Source organism: Citrobacter sp. GW821-FHT02E08, assembly GCF_059421685.1.
The window spans coordinates 77,568-98,927 of sequence record NZ_JBWKVL010000010.1 but is presented as its reverse complement, the minus strand read 5'-3'; the positions used below and the strand labels follow the sequence as shown (position 1 = coordinate 98,927).

20 protein-coding genes and 1 pseudogene are annotated in these 21,360 nt (G+C 54.5%); 11 read left to right on the top strand and 10 right to left on the bottom strand.

Features of this window, described 5'->3' with window-relative positions; all coding sequences use genetic code 11:
- The first annotated feature begins 129 nt into the window (after positions 1 to 129).
- From pepA to AC07UY_RS14135, 4 genes are all read left to right on the top strand, one after another.
- Positions 130 to 1,641 carry a leucyl aminopeptidase gene (gene pepA, locus AC07UY_RS14150; protein ID WP_192610898.1) on the top strand — a complete coding sequence of 504 codons (1,512 nt, stop codon included), beginning with the start codon at positions 130 to 132 and terminating at the stop codon, positions 1,639 to 1,641.
- A gap of 118 nt (positions 1,642 to 1,759) precedes the next feature.
- Positions 1,760 to 2,203, top strand: coding sequence for a DNA polymerase III subunit chi (gene holC / locus AC07UY_RS14145; RefSeq protein ID WP_494661197.1), 444 nt, complete (start codon positions 1,760 to 1,762; stop codon positions 2,201 to 2,203).
- A complete protein-coding gene (locus AC07UY_RS14140) occupies positions 2,203 to 5,058 on the top strand; it encodes a valine--tRNA ligase (RefSeq protein WP_494701416.1) in 2,856 nt (951 codons plus the stop codon). Before holC ends, AC07UY_RS14140 begins: the two co-directional genes overlap by 1 nt.
- 175 nt (positions 5,059 to 5,233) lie before the next feature.
- Positions 5,234 to 5,737 carry a GNAT family N-acetyltransferase gene (locus tag AC07UY_RS14135; protein WP_203359121.1) on the top strand — a complete coding sequence of 168 codons (504 nt, stop codon included), beginning with the start codon at positions 5,234 to 5,236 and terminating at the stop codon, positions 5,735 to 5,737.
- Between the two features lie 35 nt (positions 5,738 to 5,772).
- Here AC07UY_RS14135 and miaE read toward each other — a convergent pair whose 3' ends face one another.
- Both miaE and rraB read right to left on the bottom strand, forming a co-directional pair.
- Positions 5,773 to 6,531, bottom strand: a complete 759-nt coding sequence (miaE, locus tag AC07UY_RS14130; protein WP_494661199.1) for a tRNA isopentenyl-2-thiomethyl-A-37 hydroxylase MiaE — start codon at positions 6,529 to 6,531, stop codon at positions 5,773 to 5,775.
- Positions 6,532 to 6,590: 59 nt separating this feature from the next.
- Positions 6,591 to 7,007, bottom strand: a complete 417-nt coding sequence (gene rraB / locus AC07UY_RS14125; protein WP_192610893.1) for a ribonuclease E inhibitor RraB — start codon at positions 7,005 to 7,007, stop codon at positions 6,591 to 6,593.
- A 98-nt stretch (positions 7,008 to 7,105) separates the two neighbouring features.
- Here rraB and argL point away from each other — a divergent pair, with 98 nt between their 5' ends.
- The 3 genes from argL (at position 7,106) to AC07UY_RS14110 (ending at position 9,046) form a co-directional block, all read left to right on the top strand.
- On the top strand, positions 7,106 to 7,201 hold the full coding sequence (argL, locus tag AC07UY_RS14120; RefSeq protein WP_494661200.1) for a putative translational regulatory protein ArgL: 96 nt from the start codon (positions 7,106 to 7,108) through the stop codon (positions 7,199 to 7,201).
- Positions 7,171 to 8,175: an ornithine carbamoyltransferase gene (gene argF, locus AC07UY_RS14115; RefSeq protein ID WP_494661201.1), complete on the top strand. Its 1,005-nt coding sequence runs from the start codon at positions 7,171 to 7,173 to the stop codon at positions 8,173 to 8,175. The genes argL and argF overlap by 31 nt, the downstream gene beginning before the upstream one ends.
- A 109-nt stretch (positions 8,176 to 8,284) precedes the next feature.
- Positions 8,285 to 9,046 (top strand): IclR family transcriptional regulator, encoded by a 762-nt coding sequence (locus AC07UY_RS14110; RefSeq protein WP_494701417.1) that lies wholly within the window; start codon positions 8,285 to 8,287, stop codon positions 9,044 to 9,046.
- Between the two features lie 12 nt (positions 9,047 to 9,058).
- Here AC07UY_RS14110 and AC07UY_RS14105 read toward each other — a convergent pair whose 3' ends face one another.
- From AC07UY_RS14105 to AC07UY_RS14080, 6 genes and pseudogenes are all read right to left on the bottom strand, one after another.
- The gene (locus AC07UY_RS14105) at positions 9,059 to 10,675 is read right to left on the bottom strand and encodes a glycoside hydrolase family 43 protein (protein WP_494661203.1); all 1,617 of its coding nucleotides are present in this window, start codon (positions 10,673 to 10,675) and stop codon (positions 9,059 to 9,061) included.
- Between the two features lie 10 nt (positions 10,676 to 10,685).
- The gene (locus tag AC07UY_RS14100) at positions 10,686 to 12,065 is read right to left on the bottom strand and encodes a glycoside-pentoside-hexuronide (GPH):cation symporter (RefSeq protein ID WP_203359126.1); all 1,380 of its coding nucleotides are present in this window, start codon (positions 12,063 to 12,065) and stop codon (positions 10,686 to 10,688) included.
- Between the two features lie 317 nt (positions 12,066 to 12,382).
- A complete protein-coding gene (locus AC07UY_RS14095; protein ID WP_494661204.1) occupies positions 12,383 to 14,350 on the bottom strand; it encodes a YjhG/YagF family D-xylonate dehydratase in 1,968 nt (655 codons plus the stop codon).
- A gap of 17 nt (positions 14,351 to 14,367) precedes the next feature.
- Positions 14,368 to 15,276 (bottom strand): dihydrodipicolinate synthase family protein, encoded by a 909-nt coding sequence (locus AC07UY_RS14090; RefSeq protein ID WP_494701418.1) that lies wholly within the window; start codon positions 15,274 to 15,276, stop codon positions 14,368 to 14,370.
- A 234-nt stretch (positions 15,277 to 15,510) separates the two neighbouring features.
- Complete coding sequence (locus AC07UY_RS14085; RefSeq protein WP_494661206.1) at positions 15,511 to 15,963, bottom strand: YhcH/YjgK/YiaL family protein; 453 nt, start codon at positions 15,961 to 15,963, stop codon at positions 15,511 to 15,513.
- A gap of 193 nt (positions 15,964 to 16,156) precedes the next feature.
- Positions 16,157 to 16,243 (bottom strand): annotated as a pseudogene (locus tag AC07UY_RS14080) (hypothetical protein); the annotation flags it as partial.
- Here AC07UY_RS14080 and pyrL point away from each other — a divergent pair.
- The 4 genes from pyrL to ridA all read left to right on the top strand — a co-directional run bounded on the left by pyrL (position 16,223) and on the right by ridA (position 18,263).
- Entirely contained in the window at positions 16,223 to 16,324 is a 102-nt protein-coding gene (gene pyrL, locus AC07UY_RS14075; RefSeq protein ID WP_192610890.1) for a pyr operon leader peptide, read from the top strand. The pseudogene AC07UY_RS14080 and the gene pyrL sit on opposite strands and share 21 nt — an antisense overlap.
- A 35-nt stretch (positions 16,325 to 16,359) precedes the next feature.
- Entirely contained in the window at positions 16,360 to 17,295 is a 936-nt protein-coding gene (gene pyrB, locus AC07UY_RS14070) for an aspartate carbamoyltransferase (protein ID WP_192610889.1), read from the top strand.
- An 11-nt stretch (positions 17,296 to 17,306) separates the two neighbouring features.
- A complete protein-coding gene (gene pyrI, locus AC07UY_RS14065) occupies positions 17,307 to 17,768 on the top strand; it encodes an aspartate carbamoyltransferase regulatory subunit (RefSeq protein ID WP_192610888.1) in 462 nt (153 codons plus the stop codon).
- A 108-nt stretch (positions 17,769 to 17,876) separates the two neighbouring features.
- On the top strand, positions 17,877 to 18,263 hold the full coding sequence (ridA, locus tag AC07UY_RS14060) for a 2-iminobutanoate/2-iminopropanoate deaminase (RefSeq protein WP_494701419.1): 387 nt from the start codon (positions 17,877 to 17,879) through the stop codon (positions 18,261 to 18,263).
- A gap of 69 nt (positions 18,264 to 18,332) precedes the next feature.
- On the opposite strand, the gene mgtA is transcribed toward ridA, so the two are convergent.
- Positions 18,333 to 21,041, bottom strand: coding sequence for a magnesium-translocating P-type ATPase (gene mgtA / locus AC07UY_RS14055; RefSeq protein WP_494701420.1), 2,709 nt, complete (start codon positions 21,039 to 21,041; stop codon positions 18,333 to 18,335).
- A gap of 143 nt (positions 21,042 to 21,184) precedes the next feature.
- Positions 21,185 to 21,238 carry a mgtA regulatory leader peptide MgtL gene (mgtL, locus tag AC07UY_RS14050; protein ID WP_494661243.1) on the bottom strand — a complete coding sequence of 18 codons (54 nt, stop codon included), beginning with the start codon at positions 21,236 to 21,238 and terminating at the stop codon, positions 21,185 to 21,187.
- Positions 21,239 to 21,360: the final 122 nt, after the last annotated feature.

Here is a 21,360-nt window from a genome sequence, read left to right as displayed (position 1 = left end):
CTGACGTGCCAATACCGTAATAACGTTAAGATTAACACGAAGTCACCGCAACAGCGGACATGAGTTACGAAAGCTTGCAATTCTATCCGTAGCCACCGCCGTTGTCTTTAAGAATCAGGAGTGTAGTGCATGGAGTTCAGTGTAAAAAGCGGTAGCCCGGAGAAACAGCGGAGTGCCTGCATCGTCGTGGGCGTCTTTGAACCGCGTCGCCTCTCTCCGATTGCAGAACAGCTCGATAAGATCAGCGACGGGTACATTAGCGCACTGCTGCGCCGTGGCGAACTGGAAGGAAAACCGGGGCAGACGCTATTGTTGCACCATGTGCCGAACGTTTTGTCCGAGCGAATTCTCCTTATTGGTTGTGGCAAAGAGCGCGAACTTGATGAGCGTCAGTACAAGCAGGTCATTCAGAAAACCATCAATACACTGAATGATACTGGCTCAATGGAAGCCGTTTGCTTCCTGACCGAACTGCACGTCAAAGGCCGTAATAACTACTGGAAAGTGCGCCAGGCGGTCGAGACAGCCAAAGAGACGCTGTACAGTTTTGATCAACTGAAAACCAACAAAAGCGAACCGCGTCGTCCGCTGCGTAAAATGGTCTTCAACGTGCCAACCCGCCGTGAGCTAACCAGCGGCGAACGCGCGATCCAGCACGGTCTGGCGATTGCCGCCGGTATCAAGGCAGCAAAAGATCTTGGCAATATGCCGCCAAACATCTGCAACGCCGGTTATCTGGCTTCGCAGGCGCGTCAGCTGGCAGATTCCTACAGCAAAAACGTCATTACCCGCGTCATCGGCGAACAGCAGATGAAAGAGCTGGGCATGCACTCCTACCTTGCGGTGGGCAACGGTTCGCAAAACGAATCGCTGATGTCGGTTATCGAATACAAAGGCAATCCGTCCGAAGACGTACGCCCGATCGTACTGGTTGGTAAAGGGCTGACCTTTGACTCCGGTGGTATCTCCATCAAGCCTGCCGAAGGTATGGACGAGATGAAGTACGACATGTGCGGCGCGGCGGCAGTGTACGGCGTGATGCGCATGGTGGCGGAACTGCAGTTGCCGATTAACGTCATCGGTGTGCTGGCGGGCTGTGAAAACATGCCGGGCGGGCGAGCTTATCGTCCGGGCGACGTGTTGACCACCATGTCCGGTCAGACCGTTGAAGTGCTGAACACCGATGCCGAAGGCCGTCTGGTGCTGTGCGACGTATTAACCTACGTTGAGCGTTTTGAGCCAGAAGCGGTGATTGACGTGGCGACCCTGACCGGGGCTTGCGTGATTGCGCTGGGCCATCACATCACCGGTTTGATGTCGAACCATAATCCGCTGGCGCACGAGCTCATTAGCGCGTCCGAGCAAGCGGGTGACCGCGCATGGCGTCTGCCGCTGGGCGATGAGTTCCAGGAGCAACTGGAGTCTAACTTTGCGGATATGGCCAACATCGGCGGGCGTCCTGGCGGGGCAATCACCGCAGGCTGCTTCCTGTCGCGCTTTACCCGTAAATACAACTGGGCGCACCTGGATATCGCCGGTACCGCATGGCGTTCCGGCAAAGCGAAAGGTGCAACCGGTCGTCCGGTCGCGTTGCTGTCGCAGTTCCTGCTCAACCGCGCCGGGTTTAACGGCGAAGAGTGATGTTAAATGCCGGGTGGCGGCTTCGCCTTACCCGGCCTACAACGTGACGATACCGTAGGCCCGGTAAGCGCAGCGCCACCGGGCAATACGTTTAAATCCACAACAAGAAACCCCATATATGAAGAATGCAACGTTCTACATTCTGGACAACGACACCACCGTCGATGGCTTAAGCGCTGTCGAACAACTGGTGTGCGACGTTGCCGCAGAACGTTGGCGCAGTGGCAAGCGCGTGCTGATTGCCTGTGAAGATGAGCAGCAGGCCATTCGTCTGGATGAAGCGCTGTGGGCAAGACCGGCTGACCGTTTTGTTCCACATAATCTGGCGGGTGAAGGCCCAAGAGGCGGCGCGCCGGTTGAAATTGCCTGGCCGCAAAAACGCAACAGCAGCCCGCGGGATATCTTGATCAGCCTGCGAACAAACTTTGCAGATTTTGCCACCGCTTTCACAGAAGTGATAGACTTCGTTCCTTACGAAGATTCTCTGAAACAACTGGCGCGTGAACGCTACAAAGCCTACCGCGTGGCTGGTTTTAACCTGAATACGGCAACCTGGAAATAATGGAAAAGACATACAACCCACAAGATATCGAACAGCCGCTTTACGAGCACTGGGAACAGCAGGGCTACTTCAAGCCAAACGGTGATGAAAGTAAAGAATCCTTCTGCATCATGATCCCGCCGCCGAACGTCACCGGCAGTTTGCATATGGGTCACGCCTTCCAGCAAACCATCATGGATACCATGATCCGCTACCAGCGCATGCAGGGTAAAAACACCCTCTGGCAGGCGGGGACCGACCATGCCGGTATCGCCACCCAGATGGTGGTTGAGCGCAAGATTGCCGCTGAAGAAGGTAAAACCCGTCACGATTACGGACGCGACGCGTTCATCGACAAAATCTGGCAGTGGAAAGCGGAATCCGGCGGCACCATTACCCGTCAGATGCGCCGTCTCGGTAACTCCGTGGACTGGGAGCGCGAGCGCTTCACCATGGACGAAGGTCTTTCCAATGCCGTGAAAGAAGTCTTCGTACGCCTCTACAAAGAAGACCTGATTTACCGTGGCAAACGCCTGGTCAACTGGGACCCGAAACTGCGCACCGCCATCTCTGACCTGGAAGTGGAAAACCGCGAGTCTAAAGGCTCGATGTGGCACATCCGCTATCCGCTGGCCGACGGCGCGAAAACCGCAGACGGTAAAGATTACCTGGTTGTCGCTACCACGCGTCCGGAAACCCTGCTGGGCGATACCGGCGTGGCCGTAAACCCGGAAGATCCGCGTTATAAAGATCTGATTGGCAAATTCGTGGTGCTGCCGCTGGTAAACCGCTGCATTCCGATTGTGGGCGATGACCACGCCGATATGGAAAAAGGCACCGGCTGCGTGAAAATCACCCCGGCGCACGACTTTAACGACTATGAAGTCGGTAAACGTCACGCCCTGCCAATGATCAACATCCTGACGTTTGACGGTGACATCCGTGAAAGCGCCCAGGTCTTTGATACCAAAGGTGAAGAATCTGACGTCTACGCCAGCGACATCCCGGCGGAGTTCCAGAATCTGGAGCGCTTTGCCGCCCGTAAAGCGGTGGTGGCTGCCGTTGACGCGCTCGGCCTGCTGGAAGAGATTAAACCGCACGACCTGACCGTTCCTTACGGCGACCGTGGCGGCGTGGTTATCGAACCGATGCTGACCGACCAGTGGTACGTGCGTGCTGACGTGCTGGCGAAACCGGCGGTTGAAGCGGTTGAGAACGGCGACATTCAGTTCGTGCCGAAGCAGTACGAAAACATGTATTTCTCCTGGATGCGTGATATTCAGGACTGGTGTATCTCCCGTCAGCTGTGGTGGGGTCACCGTATCCCTGCATGGTACGACAACGAAGGCAACGTCTACGTGGGTCGCACCGAAGACGAAGTGCGGAAGGAAAACAACCTGAGTGCCGACATTGCGCTTCGTCAGGACGAAGACGTTCTCGATACCTGGTTCTCCTCCGCGCTGTGGACCTTCTCCACTCTCGGCTGGCCGGAAAACACCGACGCCTTGCGTCAGTTCCACCCATCCAGCGTAATGGTCTCCGGCTTCGACATCATCTTCTTCTGGATTGCCCGCATGATCATGATGACCATGCACTTCATCAAAGATGAAAACGGCAAGCCGCAGGTTCCGTTCCATACCGTCTACATGACCGGTCTGATTCGTGACGACGAAGGCCAGAAGATGTCCAAATCCAAGGGCAACGTTATTGACCCGCTGGATATGGTCGACGGCATTTCCCTGGCAGACCTGCTGGAGAAACGTACCGGCAACATGATGCAGCCGCAGCTGGCGGAGAAAATCCGTAAGCGCACCGAGAAGCAGTTCCCGGACGGCATTGAGCCACACGGCACCGACGCCCTGCGCTTCACCCTGGCCGCACTTGCCTCTACCGGTCGCGATATCAACTGGGATATGAAGCGCCTGGAGGGTTACCGTAACTTCTGTAACAAACTGTGGAACGCCAGCCGCTTTGTGCTGATGAACACCGAAGAGCAGGATTGCGGCTTCAACGGCGGCGAAATGACCCTGTCGCTGGCAGATCGCTGGATCCTGGCGGAATTCAACCAGACCATCAAAGCCTACCGCGAAGCGCTGGATAACTACCGCTTCGATATCGCTGCAGGCATCCTGTACGAGTTCACCTGGAACCAGTTCTGCGACTGGTATCTGGAGTTGACCAAGCCGGTGATGAACGGTGGTTCTGAGTCTGAACTGCGCGGCACTCGCCATACTCTGGTGACCGTGCTGGAAGGTCTGCTGCGCCTCGCGCACCCGATCATCCCGTTCATCACGGAAACCATCTGGCAGCGCGTGAAAGTGATTTGCGGCATCACCGCCGACACCATCATGCTGCAGCCGTTCCCACAGTACGATGCGTCTCAGGTTGATGAAGCGGCGGCGTCTGACACCGAGTGGCTGAAACAGGCGATCATTGCGGTACGTAACGTCCGTGCGGAAATGAACATCGCACCGGGTAAACCGCTGGAACTGCTGCTGCGCGGTTGCAGCCAGGACGCGGAGCGTCGTGTGAACGACAACCGTAGCTTCCTGCTGAACCTGGCGCGTCTGGAGAGCATCACCGTGCTGCCAGCCGATGACAAAGGTCCGGTATCCGTGACCAAAATCATCGACGGCGCTGAGCTGCTGATCCCGATGGCTGGCCTCATCAACAAAGAAGATGAGCTGGCGCGCCTGGCGAAAGAAGTGGCGAAAATCGAAGGCGAAATCAGCCGCATCGAAAACAAACTGTCTAACGAAGGCTTTGTGGCGCGCGCACCGGAAGCGGTGATCGCCAAAGAGCGTGAGAAGCTGGACGGTTACGCGGAAGCGAAAGCGAAACTGGTTGAGCAGCAGGCGGTTATCGCCGCGCTGTAATCAAATGCCGGGTGGCGCTACGCTTACCCGGCCTACAGTCCGTTGCAATATCAATGTATTGTGCGCTTTATCAGGCGCACAATACATTCGTTCCTGAATTATCCTCTCTTGCACTCCCCTGCCCTGCGGTGTTATTAACTGCGTATATCTGTCACTATTTATTTCGAGTTTCGCTATGAGTGTTATATCTCCGGTCGCGGCGACCCTGCGCCTGATCACCGCTGACGATAATCCCGCGGTGGCCAGCGTCATCCGTCAGGTCTCTGCCGAATACGGCCTGACCGCCGACAAAGGCTATACCGTTGCCGATCCGAATCTGGATGAGCTGTACCAGCTTTACAGCCAGCCTGGCCACGCGTATTGGGTGGTAGAGCAAAATGGTCGCGTGGTGGGCGGCGGCGGTATTGCGCCACTTTCCTGTAGCGAACCGGATATTTGTGAATTGCAGAAGATGTATTTTCTGTCGACGGTACGCGGCCAGGGGCTGGCGAAGAAACTGGCGCTAATGGCGCTCGATCACGCCCGCGAACAGGGCTTCAAACGCTGCTATCTGGAAACCACCGCGTTTCTGCGTGAAGCCATCGGCCTGTATGAACATTTAGGCTTTGAGCACATCAGCGAACCGCTGGGCTGCACCGGACATGTGGATTGCGAAGTGCGGATGCTGAAAGGTCTGTAAGTTTGCCCGACGCAGTACGCCTATCGGGCAGACAATCACATCGGCACACCGCTGTGAAAACGAAACTCATCGTCCGGCGAGGTGATTAACGCCGCCTCCACTTCACCAAAGAAGCGAACGCGCGGCGTGATATCCACTTTCGACACCTGCTGCGCCAGCGCCAGGTAATCCTGATAGTGACGCGCTTCTGAACGCAGCAACGAGAGATAAAACTTCTGCAACGGCTCATCAAGATACGGTGCCAGCGCGGCAAAACGCTCGCAGGAACGCGCCTCGATATACGCCCCGCAAATCAGCTTATCAATCAGCGTCAGCGGCTCGTGGGTACGCACCTCTTTCAGCATCCCTTTGGCATAGCGGCTGGCAGTGATCTTCACATACGGGATCTGGCGCGCGGTCATGGCCTCGCGCACCTGCCAGAAGTGATGCAACTCCTCTTTGATCAGCAGCACCATGCTGTCGATCAACGCCTGCCCCCACGGGTCGTCGGTCTGCGGCATCGCGCTTTTGCCGATCTGCTTATGCAGGGCGACGAAATCAGGCTCCGGCCCTTCACGGAAGGCAAACGCTTCGTAGGGTTGTAGCCAGGCGAGCAACGCATCAGCCCCCTGTTTATCCGCAACATATTTACGCACCAGCAGCATCGCCGTTTGCGCGGCTTTCAGCTCACACACCAGGTGGTCAGTTAACAGCAGCGGGAGATTCGCCGGATCGCGGGCTTTATCGAGCCACGCCTTTGGCGTTGGGCATTGCAGAAAAGAGAGAACCGGAGAGAGTATTTGCGGGTAATCCATTGGTAACCTGTCATTAAGGTACGACAGCAGGCGCTGTCGTACCGTATAGCATCTGGAACTTAGTGGCGCACACCGTCGTCGTCTTCGTCGACGAAATCTTCATCGTCGCCGTCTTCGCCGTTAGGGTCTTCAAAGTACGTTCCCCAGCCGTCGTATTCCACTTCAAACTTCTCTGCCAGATTCATCAATTGTTCAACCTGAGCGTCGATGATCTCAGCGTTCAGCGCGCATTCGCTGAGGATGTCGCAGCAAATGACCGTGTCGCCCTCTTCCACTTCCAGCTCTTCCGGCTCGGTCACTTCATAGCCGAGTTTGAACGCTTCTACTGCAGCTTTCTCCAGCGTTTCGAAGTCATCTGCGGAAAGGTGATGCTCAATGGTGTACAGCGCGTCGGGATCGCTGCCATCCTCGAGTAATTCTTCAATAATCAAGCGCGTCTCTTCACGCTGCTCTTCCAGTAGTTCCGGGTTTGCCATGGCTGATTCCTCATAATGTCCTGCCGATACTCTTATTGTCACATACCGCTGACATTGCCTCCACCTTTCCAGCAAAGATTTGTTAAACAGGGTTGCAAATGAATAATCATCCATATAAATTGAATTTTAATTCAACAAGTGGTCTTAACCATGTGAGGGAACCATGTCTGCGTTTTATCAGAAGCATTTCTTGAAATTGCTTGATTTCACCTCTGCTGAACTTACCACTCTGCTGCAACTCGCCGCGCAGCTGAAAACCGATAAGAAAAACGGTAACGAAACACCAAAACTGACCGGTAAAAATATCGCGCTCATCTTCGAAAAAGACTCGACCCGTACCCGATGCTCTTTCGAAGTTGCCGCATACGATCAAGGCGCCCGCGTGACATACCTCGGCCCCAGCGGCAGCCAGATTGGCCATAAAGAATCTATCAAAGATACCGCGCGCGTGCTGGGCCGCATCTACGACGGCATACAGTATCGCGGCTACGGCCAGGAGATTGTCGAAACGCTGGCGGCGTATGCCGGTGTGCCGGTGTGGAACGGCCTGACCAATGAATTTCACCCGACGCAATTACTGGCTGATCTGCTGACCATGCAGGAGCATCTGCCGGGCAAAGCGTTCAATGAAATGACGCTGGTGTATGCAGGCGATGCGCGTAACAACATGGGCAATTCGATGCTGGAAGCGGCGGCATTAACGGGGCTGAATTTACGTTTGGTTGCGCCAACCTCCTGCTGGCCGGACGCGTCCCTTGTGGCGGAATGCAAGGCGATGGCGCAGAAAAACGGCGGTAATATCACACTGACCGAAGAGATTTCGGCAGGCGTGAAAGGCGCTGACTTTATCTATACCGATGTGTGGGTGTCGATGGGGGAAGCCAAAGAGAAGTGGGCTGAGCGTATCGCGCTGCTACGTGAATATCAGGTGAATAGCGCGATGATGGCGCTAACCGGTAACCCGCAGGTGAAATTCCTCCACTGTCTGCCCGCGTTCCACGATGACCAGACCACCCTCGGTAAGAAAATGGCACAGGAGTATGGTTTGCATGGCGGTATGGAAGTCACCGATGAGGTATTTGAGTCTGCGGCAAGCATTGTCTTTGATCAGGCAGAAAACCGTATGCACACCATCAAAGCGGTAATGGTGGCGACGTTAAGCCAGTAAGTTGCGTTACCGGATGGCGCAGTGTTTAAGGCCGCCATTCGGCATTGCTTTTCCCCCCCGAAAATAGTACGGTCACACGAGGAGAACCCTTCGTGGACGGTAATAAATTATGCCAATAATTCAGTCTGTTGAACGTGCTTTGCAGATCCTCGACTTGTTTAATGAGCAGTCAACGGAACTCAAAATCACCGAAATCAGTAAACAGATGGGATTGAGCAAAAGCACCCTCCATTCTCTTCTCAAAACCCTGCAACTCCACGGCTATATCGATCAGAACCCGGAAAACGGTAAATACTGCCTCGGGATGAAACTGGTCGAACGCGGGCATTTTGTGGTTAGCACGATGGATATTCGTCAGAAGGCGAAAAGTTGGCTGACGGTACTTTCGCAGGAGACCGGGCAAACCACCCATCTGGGTATTCTGGACGGTAACGAAGGTATCTACATCGAGAAAATCGAAGGCAAACAGGCCGCGATTGCCTATTCACGAATTGGCCGCCGACTGCCCGTACATGCCACCGCTATCGGCAAAGTATTACTGGCCTGGCTGGACAACGAAGAACTCGCCGCGTTGCTGGAAGGGTACCCATTCACACGCTTTACACCCTCCACCATCACTGACCGCGCCGCAATGCTGGCGGCGCTGGCGCAAACCCGCCAAAACCTCTACGCAAGTGATAACGAAGAAAACGAACAAGGTGTGCGTTGCATAGCGGTACCGGTATGGAATCATGAATCGCGCGTCATTGCCGCACTCAGCCTTTCCACCCTCACCTCACGCGTAAGCGATAGCGAGCTGGCGACCTATCGCCAGATGTTGATGGACGCCGGGCTGGGGCTATCAAAAACGCTGGGCTATCGCGCGCGATAACCCAGCTCGCCGTTATGCTTCAGGCTGATACGAGAACGAAGCAAAATCAGCGTAGCAACCGTCGCCGCTGATATCTTCACAGTGCAGGCCAACAAACGCGCCGGTAAAGAAACCTCTTCCACCGATATAGTCATCAGAGAGTTTCCAGGCTTCAAACGTGAGCGGGATCGTCTGCCAGTGTTGCCCATCGAATGAATAACTGTAGCGATATTCAAGCGTATCAACATCCACGCGCAGCCAAACATTCTCCGCCGCTTCCGGTACCAAAATGGGGTTATCGTAAAGATGCCAGTGCGCTACGTTATGGTCGAGCTGAATAATTTTCAGCGTTCGTCCGCGCTCCTCTTCCCAATCCATAAAACAGTACGTCCAGTTTTTGCTGTTGTAATAACAGGTTAACCCGGCGCTCTGCTGAAAGTGGCGAGGTGAGAAGGCCATCTGCGTCTCAGCACGGAAGCGGAAATGCTGCCAGCGGCGGGCGACAGTCGATTGGGTAAAGGTGGAATTCAACGAGTCATTACCAAACAGACGCAAAAAGCCGGGTCGGGCAGTTAGCGACCCAAGCTGTTCATCAAAGGGAATACGCAGAGTTTGCAGTTCCGGGTCGAGACGCGCGCTGTCGAAATTCGCATGCCACACTCCCGCACTAACGGCAGATTGCTCCCTCATACGCGGCCCCGGCACCGACAACGCGGCATGTTTTCCACCTTCGACATACGGCCAGCTATCGCGCCACTCAATACGCGTAATGCCTGTCTCGCGTCCTAATGGGCAGTATCCTCGCCCCCCGGCCGCCAGACGCGGGATACCCGGCAAATGCAGCGGGCGACTTGTCAGGTAAGCCATATACCACTCGCCGGTGTGCGTCTCCAGCAGCGAACCGTGGCCGCTCTTTTGCAGCGGATTTTCCGGCAGATGCCAGCTAGTCATCATGGTCACGTCCGGGTGCAGCTCATACGGCCCATCAATATTTGTTGAGCGCAACACCACCACAGCATGTTCGTAGCTGGTTCCCCCCTCCGCCACCAGCAGATAGTAATAGCCCTCGCGGCGATAAATATGCGCCCCTTCGGTGTAACCCAACGGCGTGCCAGTAAACAGGGTTTTACGCAGCGGCGAGAGAGTTTGCGTATCGGCGAAGAATTCCTGCATCACGATGGTGTTATGCGGGTTACTGTGGTGGCGCGGCCCCCAAGGGCGATAAATATAATATTTGCGGCCATCCGTATCATGGAACAGTGAAGGGTCAAAGCCCCCGTTACCCATCGGCACGGGTGCACTCCACGGCCCTTCAATTGATGGCGCAGTCACCAGAAAGTTGCGGCCATTTTTCCAAGGCGAATCAACAATTTTGACATCGGTGTACAGCAGCCAGAAGCGCCCGTCGGCATAGCTCAGGCAAGGAGCCCAGATACCACCGGAATCCGGGTTACCTTTCATATCCAGCAGAGTAACGCTGTCCAGCGGCGTACTGACCAGCGACCAGTTTTTCAGATCGCGGGAGTGATAAATACGCACGCCGGGGAACCACTCGAAGGTGGAGGTGGCGATGTAGTAATCCTCCCCCACGCGGCACAGGGAGGGGTCTGGGTTAAAACCGGTCAGGATAGGGTTTTCAATCTGATACATTATTCTCTCCTCAGTTCACCGCAGCGGCGGCATCAGCGGGTTGCGTTTCAGGCTGCGCGGTGCGCTGGCGTTGCAGTTGCTGGCTAATCTCTTCGACGCGCTGGCTGGTCAGTTTGTAGAACGACAGCAGCGTAAACATGCCGACATAGAGCACAACCGGCACTATGCAGAACAAGACTTTTATCATGGTCAGCACGTTATCCGACTGTACCGCGCTTCCCGCAGAGTAGCTGGAGAATGCGAGGAGCCACCCCACCAGTGCCCCACCAATCGCCAGTCCGATTTTCAGGCTGAAGAGATAGGTCGAGAAGACCAGGCCATCAAGACGACGCCCGCTGCGGCTCTCTTCGTAGTCCACCACATCAGACGCCATCAACCATTGCAGCGGCGTGGTGGTATTAAAGACAAACAGGAACAGGATATTAAGCGCAAAGATAAGGGCGATATTGTTGGCCGGGACAAGGAAAATACTCAGGCTAATCAGCGAGTAGATCACGATGATCCACTTAAACGAGGTAACACGATCAAAACGCCCCAACAGGCGTGAGGAACAGAGCGAGCCGAACATGGTTGCGAGGCTGCCATAGAGCAGAAATTGCGTCGCCAGCTCCGGGTGATCCATGACGTATTTCACGAAATAGAGCGTCGCCCCACCGCGTACTACGTTTGAGCCCGTTGCCATCATCTTAAAGGCGCACATAATTCGCCACTGGCTATTACCCATTAATAACTTAAGGTCTTTCTTAACTGAAGCGCTTGGTTGAATATCAAAAGTGTAACGCTCTTTCGTCAGCGAGAAACAGATAAACAGCAGCACGACACCACAAACACCAAGCACGCACATCGCGCCAAAATAACCCGCCTGTTCATTTCCTTTGCCAATGATATTCACCAATGGAAGCGCTATGCCGCTAATGGCTAATGAACCCGCCGCCGCAAGGAAAAAACGCCACGACTGCAATGCATGACGTTCTTTAGGGTCTGCGGTAATCACCCCCGGCATCGCGCAATAAGGCACATTCACGAAGGTATAAACCAGGGTCAGCAAAATATAGGTGACGCTCGCGTAGATAATTTTCCCGTTGGCGGAAAAATCGGGCGTATAGAACGTTAATACACAAACAATACCAAATGGGATCGCCCCCCATAACAGGTAAGGACGGAACTGCCCGTAACGCGTGCGGGTACGATCCACCACCAGGCCCATCAAGGGATCGGTCACGGCATCCAGTACTCGGGACACCAGGAACAGTGTTCCCATAACGCCCGCAGAAAGTCCAAAAACATCGGTATAAAAATAGGCCAGTAAAAACATCGTGGCTTGCCAGACAAAACCACAAGCAGTGTCTCCCAGTCCGTAACCGATTTTATCTTTCATGGTTAAATGCATGTCTACCTCCAGGTCATAAGAGAGGAATACATTCCGAATGGTCGGGACCTACAAAATAAAATGCATAACGCGCACTTTGTAAGGAATACACCCTTTATTCGTATGTTTATTAGATGATTCTTGCAGAGTGCCATTGTAGAAATTTATTTTTAGTATCAGCAATTATCATTTTTGATTTAGTGATTATGTATTTTAACTTCTGTGATAACGGTTCACTTTATTCAACAAAAAGAATTTGTGAGATATTAATTTTATATCAGACGTGATTAACCACCGGATATATTTACCCGGTGGTTAATTAAAAAAATTAATATTATTTAAATACCAAGTGCTTTTTTCCCGGCATTAATAACCTCAATAATTTTATCCGTATCGTAGATGCATCCTTTCCAGGTACCGCCGCTGACCGCCTGCAGCGCGGCCCACAGGCGCGTGTCATCAGGCAGGTAGTCGTGAGCCTTCAGACCTGGATGCAGCTCGCGTGCTGCCAGCACCGCTTCACCTTCCTCCGGCGTCAATTGTGCCTCCGCGCTACCAATGAAGTTCACACTGCCTTTTAGCGACAAGCGATCAACCACGATCTCAATGTGATCACCATCGCGCAATTTACCGATCGGCCCACCCGCCAGCGCTTCCGGCGCAACATGCCCCAGACACGCCCCGGTCGACACACCCGAGAAGCGTGCATCGGTAATCAGCGAAACAGTTTTCCCCCAAGAGATATGTTTCAGTGCCGAAGTCAGCTGGTAGGTCTCCTCCATTCCTGTACCGGAAGGGCCGCCGCCGATAATCACCATAATATCGCCCTGGCGTATCTGCCCCTGCTTGATGGCTTTGATCGCCGCCTCTTCCGAGACAAAGACCCGCGCCTCACCCGTGTGGCGATAAATACCGTCGTCATCCACGACAGAAGGATCAATTGCCGTCGCTTTAATAACCGAACCCTCCGGCGCGATGTTGCCTACCGGGAATGCAACCGTTGAGGTCATCCCTTTGGCCTTCGCCCCTTCCGGCGACAGAATCACCTCATCCGGTTCAACACCGTCCTGCTCGCGCAGGCAGTGGCGGAATCTTTCGCGCCGCTCCGAGTGTTCCCACCAGTCAAGGTTTTCACCAAGCGTCTGCCCAGTCACCGTCATCACATCTTCATGCAGCAGCCCCAGTCGGCGCAAATGCAGCATCACCTCCGGTACGCCCCCCGCAAGGAACGCCCGCACCGTCGGGTGATAATCCGGCCCGTTGGGCAGCACACTCACCAACCGTGGCACCTTGCGATTGATGGTACTCCACTGCGCTACATCCGGCAGGCGACATTTCGCTGCATGAGCGATGGCCGGGATATGCAACAACAGGTTGGTCGAGCCGCCAAAGGCCGCATGCACCACCATCGCATTCTCGATCGCTTTGTCGGTCAGAATGTCGCGCGCAGTAATGCCTTTTTCATCGAGCGCCATCACAGCACGTGCCGACTGGCGGGCGATCTCCAGCCAGACATCCTGGCCCGATGGTGCCAACGCCGAGTGCGGCAGCGCCAGCCCTAATGCCTCCGCGACCACCTGAGACGTCCCCGCCGTACCCAGGAACTGACAGCCGCCGCCGGGCGATGCGCAGGCGCGACAACCCAGCTCGGAGGCCTCTTTCAGGCTGATTTCATCATTCGCGTAGCGCGCGCCGATGGTCTGAATTTTCCCGGCATCTTCGCCAAAGGTTGGCGGCAGCGTCGCTCCGCCCGGTACAAGGATCACCGGCAGATCGTGCATTGATGCCAGCGCAATCATGGTTGCTGGCAGCCCTTTATCGCAGGTGGCGACGCCGATCACCGCCCGTCGCGTCGGTAATGAGCGAATCAGGCGACGAAAGACAATTGCCGCATCATTGCGATAAGGCAGTGAATCGAACATACCGTGGGTGCCCTGCGATCGCCCGTCACACGGGTCGCTGACAAACGCGGCAAACGGGATACCGTTCAGACGCGTAATCTCTTTCGCCGCGGCTGACATTTGCAGGCCAATCTCCCAATGCCCGGTGTGGTAACCCAGCGCGATAGGGCGACCGTCAGAGTGGCGAATGCCGCCCTGTGTGCCAATCAACAGCACTTCTCTGCCGGTGAGTTTATTGGCATCCCAACCCATCCCGGCGTTTTGTGTCATGCCAAAAAGATTGCCGCTGGGTGACTCCAGCAGCATTTGCGGCGTCAGCGGCAGCGCGCCCTGTGGCCCCGCTGCGTGCGTTTTTACCGCATAGAACGGTTCATCCTGCGGCGTGAAAATAGCGTTAATACTCATGATTCGCGCGCTCCCGATCAGCAGAGTTCAAGGCGTTTAAGCAGCGCTTTTAGCTGCTCACGACGCCCGTCATCCAGCACGCCAGCAGGCGGCATCGTCCAGGTCGACATCTCACGCCCGCACAGCACCATCGCTTCTTTGATCACATTCACGAACGGTGTATCGAGTTGATAAATTTGCGGTACCTGCACCAACTTCTGATGAATTTTCGCCGCCGTGCCGAGGTCGCCGCCAAGGAAAGCGCGATGCAGGTTTACCGACAAGTGCGGCGCAAAATTCACGCTGGCTGAAATCGCGCCATCGCCGCCCATCAATAAGGTATTAAAGAGATGGTCGTCGTAGCCGCACAGTACGCAGAAGTGGGGATAGTCGGCCTTAACGGTGTTGATCATGCTGCGGATATGGGCGACAGAATCAATAGTGTCTTTAATGCCGACGATATTGTTGCGCGACGCCACCAGGCGCTTGACGATGGCAGGAGTGAGATCCTGCCCGGTCAATGCCGGGAAGTTATAGAGAATGATCGGCAGCGCAATGCTGTCTGCCACCTGCTGGTAGTAGTGGATCACATTCTCTTCCGAGACTTTCCAGTAATACGGGTTAATCACCACCACGCCGTCCGCGCCACAACGTTCTGCATGCTGGCTCAGGGCGATGGTCTCGCGTGCGTTGGTGCCACCGGTACCAATCAGCACAGGCACGCGTTTATTCACATGCTCCGTAACAAACTCAGCGATGGCTTTACGTTCATCAACCGAGAGCTGGGAGAATTCGCCCCCGCTACCCAGGAAGAAAAGGCCATCCACGCCCGCCGTGATGAGGTCGTCAATCAGTACGCTGGTGCGTTGAGGGTCGAATTGCCCTTCAGGCGTAAAGAGCGTCGAAACCGGGGGAATAATGCCTGAGAACTGCACTGCTGGTTCCATGGGAACTCCTTATCAGGGCTTTGTTCTATATTATAGAACAGCGTTCATTAAATTAACTTCACTGTAATCCAGGCGGTGCGTAGAGGTAAATCAGAGGAATGGGGTGTCTGTGCGTTTTTTAGACTTGATCACAAAATGGGAAGCAACGGGATGTAACGGGGGAAGGTATGGTCTGGGATCCTCACCCTATCCCCAATGGGGAGAGGGTGAGTGGAAAAGCTTACTCAGATGCCTCTACTGCACCAGCATCTTCACGACAGCCTTACGCACTGTCGCTGGTGCGCCCACCGCGCACAGCGGCTTATGCACTTCGCCTGGATAAAACACCACGAAATCGCCTTCGCTCAGCACGACGGTTTTTTCCTCAATGCCTTCAGGCAAAAACGCAATGTCTTTGTCCGCCAGCCAGTCCGTCTCCGGCACACCCGCAGGTTGTGTACTGAATGTCATCCCTTCCTGACCTTTTAAGACAATCTGAATATCGAGGTAGCGGGCGTGGAATTCGGCACGGCGCTTCTCAAACGGTTCCGTCATATCTTCTGAGATCAGATAGAACAGGCGGTTACCGTCGATATCATGCTTACCCTTTTCAGTCGCATCCGTCACGTTTGCTTTGATATATTCAATAGCCTGGCGCAGCTCTTCCGGCAGCCAGGATTGCAGATTGTGGATATTGCCTGTGATCATCCTACACCCCTTAATTAAAACATCGTTTCATTTTAAAGGTTATACGAAAAAAACAGCGGCCATACCATCGCTATTTCATCATGTTTTGCGACAGCGCATGTTTTTCGCCACGTTTGGCAGTCGCTCTGGCAGCGAATAAAAATGCAGTAAAAACGCCACTCCACTCACCTCAATCGTTTTCCTTATGGAATTTGTGCATTAATCGCTTGATCCCATAACGGAGCTGAGTATAATCGCGGACAATTTGCCGGGAGGAAGTATGGTCCAGTGTGTTCGACATTCTGTCTTACCGCGTCTGAAAACAGACGCCGGACTGCCGTTTTTCTTTCCGTTGATCACCTATTCCCAGCCCCTCAATTGAGGGGCTTTTTTTTGCCCAGGCGTCAGGAGATAAACATGGCTAACCCGCTATATCAAAAACACATCATTTCCATAAACGACCTTAGTCGCGATGACCTCAATCTGGTCCTGGCGACCGCGGCGAAATTAAAAACCAACCCGCAGCCGGAGCTGCTTAAACACAAAGTAATCGCCAGCTGTTTCTTTGAGGCTTCAACCCGTACCCGCTTATCATTCGAAACCTCAATGCACCGCCTGGGTGCCAGCGTGGTCGGATTCTCCGACAGCAGCAACACCTCTCTGGGTAAAAAGGGCGAGACGCTGGCGGACACCATTTCCGTCATCAGCACCTATGTTGACGCTATCGTCATGCGCCACCCACAGGAAGGCGCAGCGCGTCTGGCCACCGAGTTTTCCGGCACCGTACCGGTCTTGAATGCGGGTGACGGCTCTAACCAGCATCCGACCCAAACGCTGCTGGATTTGTTCACCATTCAGGAGACACAAGGCCGTCTGGATAACCTGAACATCGCGATGGTCGGCGACCTGAAATATGGTCGTACCGTGCACTCTCTGACGCAGGCGCTGGCAAAGTTCGAAGGTAATCGCTTCTACTTCATCGCCCCGGATGCGCTGGCCATGCCGCAGTACATTCTTGATATGCTCGATGAGAAAGGCATTGCCTGGAGTCTGCACGGCAACTTCGAAGAGGTGATGGCTGAGGTGGACATTCTGTATATGACCCGCGTGCAGAAAGAGCGCCTGGACCCCTCTGAATACGCCAACGTCAAAGCGCAGTTTGTCCTGCGCGCCAGCGACCTGAACGGCGCACGTGAAAACATGAAGGTTCTGCACCCGCTGCCGCGTATTGATGAGATCACCACCGACGTCGACAAAACACCGCACGCCTGGTACTTCCAGCAAGCTGGAAACGGCATTTTCGCTCGCCAGGCGTTACTGGCACTGGTTCTGAATCGCGATCTGGCACTGTAAGGGGAAAAGAGATGACACACGATAACAAACTTCAGGTTGAAGCAATCAAACGCGGCACCGTGATTGACCACATTCCCGCTCAGGTCGGTTTTAAGCTACTGACCCTGTTCAAGCTGACCGAAACAGACCAGCGCATCACCATCGGTCTTAATCTGCCGTCGGGCGAAATGGGCCGCAAAGACCTTATCAAAATTGAGAACACGTTTCTGACCGATGAGCAGGTAAACCAACTCTCTCTGTACGCACCGCAAGCCACCGTGAATCGCATTGATGATTACGACGTTGTGGGCAAATCCCGCCCCAGCCTGCCGGAGCGTATCGAAAGCGTGCTGGTCTGCCCGAACAGCAACTGTATCAGCCATGCAGAACCGGTTTCTTCCAGTTTTTCAGTGAAAAAACGCGTAGACGACATTGCACTCAAATGCAAATACTGTGAAAAAGAGTTTTCTCATTATGTGGTGCTCGCCAACTAATTGGGGTTGGTTATGGATTCCCGGCTCCCTATAATGACCGGGACATGAGGCTGCATCCCTCAAGTGGATTGATGCAGCCTCAATTACCGCTGTAATTCAGGAGATATCATGAGCAAAACTATCGCGACGGAAAATGCACCAGCAGCAATCGGCCCATATGTTCAGGGCGTAGACCTGGGCAGCATGATCATCACTTCCGGTCAGATCCCGGTTGATCCAAAAACCGGCAGCGTACCGGAAGACGTGTCCGCTCAGGCGCGTCAGTCGCTGGATAACGTAAAAGCTATCGTCGAAGCCGCAGGCCTGAAAGCAGGCGACATCGTTAAAACCACCGTGTTCGTCAAAGATCTGAACGACTTTGCCACCGTGAACGCCACGTACGAAGCTTTCTTCACTGAGCACAATGCCACCTTCCCTGCGCGTTCTTGCGTCGAAGTGGCACGTCTGCCGAAAGACGTGAAAATTGAAATCGAAGCGATTGCCGTTCGTCGCTAAGCGATAAAATCCGGGCGCTAATGCCCGGATTACGATTGCCGGATGGCGCTAACAGTCCGGCAAAACAGATCACTGCCAACCGTAACGCCGACTATAAAACCCCTTCACCCACTGCGTCAGCGTCATATACCCCACCAGAATAGCCACCAGCCATGGGAAATAGCTCAGCGGTAACGCCTGCAATTGCAGATAACTTGCCAGCGGTGAGAACGGCAACGCAATTCCCACGACCATCACCAGCAATGTCATCAGCATTAATGGCCATGCGGCGCGGCTCTGAATAAACGGCACGCGGCGAGTACGGATCATATGCACAATCAATGTTTGCGACAGCAACCCCACCACAAACCAGCCTGACTGGAACAAGGTTTGCGCTTCCGGCACATTGGCGTGAAATACCCACCACATTAAACAAAACGTCAGAATGTCAAAGATCGAACTGATCGGCCCAAAGAACAGCATAAAGCGCCCAAGATCGGCGGGATTCCAGCGCTGTGGCTTTTGGATCTGCTCCTCATCAACGTTATCAAACGGGATCGCCACCTGGGATACATCGTACAGCAGGTTTTGAATCAGTAAGTGTAGCGGCAACATGGGCAGGAACGGCAGGAAGGCGCTCGCCACCAGCACGCTGAAGACATTACCGAAGTTAGAGCTGGCGGTCATCTTGATGTACTTCAGCATATTAGAGAAGGTACGCCGCCCCTCTATTACCCCTTCTTCCAGTACCATCAGGCTTTTTTCCAGCAGAATGATATCAGCGGCTTCACGGGCAATGTCCACCGCACCATCAACGGAAATACCAATGTCGGCAGCACGCAATGCGGGCGCGTCATTGATACCGTCGCCCATAAACCCGACCACATGCCCTTCGCGTTTCAGCAACGTGACGATGCGCTCTTTGTGCATCGGCGTCAGGCGCGCAAACAGCGTGGTGCGCAGCGCCAGATTCGCCAGTTCATCATCGCTGAGTCGTTCGATGTCGCTACCAACAACCACCTCTCCCACATCCAGCCCGACGTCGTGGCAGACTTTTGCCGCCACCAGCTCACTGTCTCCGGTGAGGATTTTTACGCCTATCCCGCTGGCTTTCAACGCGTTCAGCGCCGGTGCAGTGCTCTCTTTCGGGGGATCAAGAAACGCGATATAGCCCTCAAGGATCAGATCAGACTCATCAATACGCTGATAGTCCCCTTCCCGCGCGGGCAGGTATTTTGTCGCCACCGCCACCACGCGCAGTCCCTGTCGGTTCAGGGTGTCAGTCACACGCTTAACCCGCCGCAACATATTGTCATCCAGCGGCACAATATCGCCGTTGTGCCGCACCTGGGTGCAGACACTGAGGATCTCCTGCAACGCCCCTTTGCACACCAGTTGATGCACACTGGCCTCTTCTGCCACCACCACCGACATCCGGCGGCGTTCAAAATCAAACGGGATTTCGTCAATTTTCTGCCAGCGACCGGAAAGCTGGCGCGCAGCCGCTTCATCGACCCCTTCCAGCACGGCGGTATCGAGTAAATTCTTCAGCCCGGTCTGGTAATGGCTGTTCAACCAGGCGCAATGCAACACGCGTTCGCTGGGTTTTCCTGAAATATCGGTGTGATTCTCCAGCGCAATTTTATCCTGCGTCAGCGTGCCGGTTTTATCGGTGCAGAGAATGTCCATCGCACCAAAGTTCTGGATGGCGTCGAGATGTTTGACAATCACCTTCTGTTTTGAAAGCTTCACCGCGCCACGCGCCAGGGTGGAGGTGACAATCATCGGCAGCATTTCCGGCGTTAAGCCAACGGCCACCGACAGCGCAAAGAGCGCCGCCTCCCACCAGTCGCCTTTGGTATAACCGTTAATGATCAGCACCACAGGCGCCATCACCAACATGAAGCGAATCAACAGCATACTGACGCGACTAATGCCTTTTTGAAAAGCGTTCTGCTCGCTTTCCTGTTCGGTGACGCTTCCCGCCAGTTGACCAAACCAGGTATTGGCACCCGTCGCCATGACCATCGCCTGCGCCGTGCCGCTCACCACATTGGTGCCCATAAAACACAGCGTGTCGCACTCAAGCGGATTGCTTTGCTGCGGGTCACGCGTCATCGCCACTTTCTCGACAGGCAGCGACTCGCCCGTCAGAGAGGCCTGTGCAACAAACAGATCACGTGCCTGAAAGACGCGCAGGTCGGCCGGGATCATATCGCCCGCCGCCAGTTTGATGATATCGCCCGGCACCAGTTGGTCGATGGGCAACTCAATCCAGCCGTTCTCTCCGGTGTCGTTTATCACGCGCAGCACCGTCGCCGTATTACTGACCATCGCCTTCAGCGCATCCGCCGCTTTCGTCGAGCGCGCTTCCTGCACAAAATTCAACAGCGTGGAAATGACGACCATCAGGGCAATTACGCCAGCAGCGAACAGATCTTCGGTGGCATAGGAGATCCCGCCCAGAATGGTGAGCAAAATATTGAACGGGTTGCGATAACACATCCATAAATGCCGCCACCATGGCGCGGGCTGCTGAGCCGGAAGCTGGTTCTCGCCATATTTTTCACGGGCGCGCTCAACCTCAGCATGGTTCAGCCCTTCCGGGTGCGCGTCAAACGTCTGCCAGAGCGCCTCTTCTTCCATCACGGCGACCTTCAGACAGCGATCGCTTAATGAAGGAGGAACGGGCGCACTGGCTACGGTCTGCGCGTTGGGCAACGGATCGCGATGCACCAGACGATAAGGTAAATGACGGCTCAGCCGGACAAAAAGTAAACGGGTGATATTTTTAAACATGGGCAGTCCCTCCGCGCCCAATAACACAGGCGCAGAAAATCCGTCAGGCGCGGCAATGCCTTACCTGAGGGTAATGTAATGTGCTAACAGGGACGTCAGAGCGTCACTGTCTTACGTCACCGGTAAGACAGTGAAAAGCAGGCTTACCGGAAAGGAATATTTCGCCCTCGCGAGAGAGGGGTGGGATCGGGATCCATACAGCCTCCGGTAAGTGAATGATGCGCAATGCGCAGAAAACCATAAGGTTTGTGTCTATTATGGCGGTATGATAACTGAAGGTGACTAAACCAGACGTAAACCAGACTTTGCCCATTGCCGC